Annotated in this window: 3 protein-coding genes; 1 reads left to right on the top strand and 2 read right to left on the bottom strand. The window is 70.2% G+C overall.

The window, feature by feature from the left end; translation table 11 throughout:
- On the bottom strand, positions 1–1322 hold a 1322-nt coding region (locus JWR81_RS20815; protein WP_297655445.1), incomplete at its 3' end, for an AMP-binding protein.
- Positions 1323–1396: 74 nt separating this feature from the next.
- Positions 1397–3022, bottom strand: coding sequence for an APC family permease (locus JWR81_RS20810; RefSeq protein ID WP_297655443.1), 1626 nt, complete (start codon positions 3020–3022; stop codon positions 1397–1399).
- A gap of 298 nt (positions 3023–3320) precedes the next feature.
- Here JWR81_RS20810 and JWR81_RS34460 point away from each other — a divergent pair, with 298 nt between their 5' ends.
- Complete coding sequence (locus JWR81_RS34460) at positions 3321–3551, top strand: FHA domain-containing protein (protein WP_367278816.1); 231 nt, start codon at positions 3321–3323, stop codon at positions 3549–3551.
- Positions 3552–3625 lie beyond the last annotated feature (74 nt).

Raw genomic sequence — 3625 nt, 5'->3', positions numbered from 1 at the left:
ACGAACGCGGCGATCTCCTCGCCGAGCTCGTCGTGGGGCACGCCGACGACCGCCGCCTCGGCCACCGCCGGATGCTCGTACATGATCTCCTCGATCTCGCGCGGGTAGACGTTGTAGCCGCCGCGGATGATGAGGTCCTTCTTGCGGTCGATGATCGTGTAGTAGCCCTCGTCGTCCCTCGTGGCGACGTCGCCGGTGCGGAACCAGCCGTCGGGGGTGGCCTCGGCCGTGGCGTCGGGGCGTCCCCAGTAGCCCTTCATGACGTTCTCGCCGCGGATCGCGATCTCGCCGGGCTCGCCGTTCGGCACCTCGTTGCCTGCGTCGTCGACGACCTTCATCTCGCAACCGCGCACCTCGAGGCCGATGGTCCCGGGCTTGCGCTCCTTGTCGGGCTGGTTGAACGAGGCCACCGGTGAGGTCTCCGAGAGGCCGTAGCCCTCCAGGATCGTGCAGCCGAACTTCTCCTCGAACGCCTTCATGATCTCCACCGGCATCGCGGAGCCGCCGGAGATGCAGGTGCGCAGCGTGGACATGTCGGCGCCGCCGGCGTCGGCGTGGTGCAGCATCCCGGCGTACATGGTGGGAACGCCCTCGAACACCGTGACCTGGTCGCGCGCCACCACCGCCAGCGCCTTGCCCGCGTCGAACCGGGGGATCAGCGTCAGGCTCGAGCCCGCGACGACCGAGGCGTTGAGCCCGCAGGTCAGGCCGAACACGTGGAACAGCGGCAGGCACCCCATGATCACGTCGTGCGGGGCGACCTGGATCAACGTGTCGACGGTGGTGCGGCAGTTGCTGTCGAGGTTGTGGTGGGTCAGCTCCGCGCCCTTGGGCCTGCCGGTGGTGCCGGAGGTGTAGAGGATCACCGCGGTGTCGTCGTCGGCGCGCTCGACGGCCTCGGGGGCGGGCGTGCCGGACAGCTCCGTGGGCCCCATCGCCCCGACGACCACGCAGTCGACGCCCTCGGCCTTCGCGCCCTCGGGCACGGCGTCGCCGCCGCCGTCCCAGCCGAAGACGAGCGACATGCCCGAGTCCTCGAGGTAGTACTGCACCTCGCGCGCCTTGAGCAGCGGGTTCATCGGGACGACGGTGGCCCCGGCCAGCAGCGAGCCGTAGAAGAGGATCGGGAACGCGGGCACGTTGGGCAGCACGAGCCCGACGCGGTCGCCGGGCGCGATGCCGCGGTCCTTGAGCATCCCCGCCACGGCGGCCGCGGCGTCGTACAGGTCCTGATAGGTCAGGACGTGGTCGTCGAGCCGGACGGCGGGGCGGTCGCCGTGCTCCGCCGCGGTCGTCACCAGGTTGGTGGCCAGGTTGGTCATCGTCGACTCCACACGCTCGCTCGGCCCAGGTCGGGACGCAACCTATCGCGACGACCGATCCGATCAGGCCCTGGTCACGCGAGGAGCGACTCCTCGGCGTCGGCCTCCTCCTGCTCCTTGCGGGCGGCCGCGGCCACCCGCGCCGTGGGCAGTGCCATCCGGACGCCGAGGAAGAACACGGCGACGCTGAACACCGCGACGACCACGAGGTCCCACCAGGTCGGGATCACGTTGATGCCGCCGTAGTCGCCGAGGTAGGAGATGACGCCTATTCCGATGAACCACGGCAGCATCCATCCCAGTGAGGCGAAGTCGAACGGCGGACGCTCCAGCGGCTTGTGGAACGCGTAGGAGATCCCGAAGAGGACGAGACCGGCGAGGATCGCCAGCAGCAGCTTGGAGACCGCCGTCCACGAGGCCCAGTAGATGATCTCGTTGGCCGCGACGAAGGCCAGCGGGGCGAGGATCTCGCCGGCGGGCAGCTTGTAGGGCCGTGGCCGGTCGGGGTCGGCGCGCCGCAGCGCGATGAGCGTGACCGGCGCGAACCCGTACATGATCACCGTGGCCGACGTGACCAGCCCGACGAGGCTCTGCCAGCTCGGGAACGGCAGGAAGCAGATCAGCCCGACGACGAACGCCAGCAGCACCGACGCCCACGGCACTCCGCGGGCCGAGATCCTCGCGAAGCCCCTCGGGACGTACCCGGCGTGGCCGAGCGCGTAGGACAGCCGGGCCGAGGTCCCGACGTAGACCAGCCCGGTACCGGACGGCGAGATGAACGCGTCGACGTAGAGGATCACGGCGAGCCAGCCGAGGCCCAGCGACGTGGCCAGCGTGGCGTAGGGGCCGAAGTCGCCCTTGCCGACCGGGTTCGCCCAACCGCCGACCAGGTCGGCGGGGTTGAGGGCGCCGATGAACGCGACCTCGAGGGCGAGGTAGATCAGCGTGCCGACGATCACTGCCGTGATCACGGCGCGGGGGATGTTCTTCTGCGGTTCCTTCGCCTCGCCCGCCATCTGCACGGCCTGTTCGAAGCCCTGCAGGGCGAACACCACACCGAGGGGTAGCGCCGCGAACACGCCGTGCGCGCCGTACGGGGCGAAGCCGCCGCCCGCGGTGAAGTTGCTCGCGTGGAACGACACGGAGACGAGCACGATGACCGTCAGGACCGGTACCGCGGTCTTCCAGATCACCGCGATCTTGTTGGACTCGGCCAGCCACTTGACGCCCGCGACGTTGAGAAGCGTGAACAGCAGCATGAGGAGGAACGCGAAGAGCAGGCCGCGCCCGGTGAGCGAGCCCGTCGTGTCGACGAACCCTGGCCAGAGGTGGTCCATGTAGGACAGCGCCGCCTCCACCTCGATCGGCGCGATCGTGACGGCCTGCAGCCATGCCACCCAGCCCGCGGTGAACCCGGCGATCGAGCCGAAGGCCAGCCGTGGCCAGCGCGCCGTACCGCCCGCCAGCGGGTAGGTCGCGCCCAGCTCGGCGTGCACGAGCGCGAGCAGGATGAGGATCGCTCCGGCGAGGATCCAGGAGAGGATCGACGCCCCGCCGGCCGCCGAGGCGGCCGTCAGGGCGCCGAGCAGCCAGCCCGACCCGATGATCGAGCCGAGCGAGATGAACATGAGCGACGTGAAGCCGATGTCGCGCTTGAGTCCACTCGACCCGGTGCCTGCCGGTTTCGAAATGTTTGTCACGAGGCACCTCCGTCGCGGCTCGGGCGAGCCGGTCGGGCCATGGTGCATCGATCGGTGATCATCTCGTTCCGCCGAACGAGTGGCCGATTGTTGCGATCTTGTTCACCCTCTGGCCTGCGGGGACGTTCCGTACCGGGGTGTTCTCGATGTCCGTAACATCCCCCTGTCCTGGGCTGCGACCGTGATCGTCAGGCTGACGAGGTGCTGCTCCCGGCGCTCGAATTCGTCCTCGACGGCAGGCCCGTGCGCGTCCCCGCAGGACGCTCCTTCGTGATCGGCCGGGGGGAGGAACCGCCCCATCCGCGCGTCGCGGCGGCACGCCGTCGTCGAGCTGACGCGCGGCTGCTGGATCCTCCCGGACCGGTCGGGCGACGGCACGTTCGTCGACGGTCGCCGGGTCGGCGTGAAGCTGCCGACCCGGCCGCCGGCTGCGATCACCGCGCACCGGTTCTGGTGGGGGCCGGACCCGCGCGCTCTCGGTGACCACCGTGCACCCGTCGAGAGGGGTGCGTTCCGCGTCAGGAGATGAGCGGGTCGCGGGGCAGGCCCAGCAGGCGCTCCGCCACCTGGTTGCGCGCGATCTCCGACGTGCCACCGGCGATG

It is taken from the genome of Pseudonocardia sp. (assembly GCF_025965585.1).
GTDB lineage: Bacteria > Actinomycetota > Actinomycetes > Mycobacteriales > Pseudonocardiaceae > Pseudonocardia.
The sequence above is the reverse complement of the archived record's forward strand: the minus strand, read 5'-3'. Positions and strand labels throughout refer to the sequence as shown.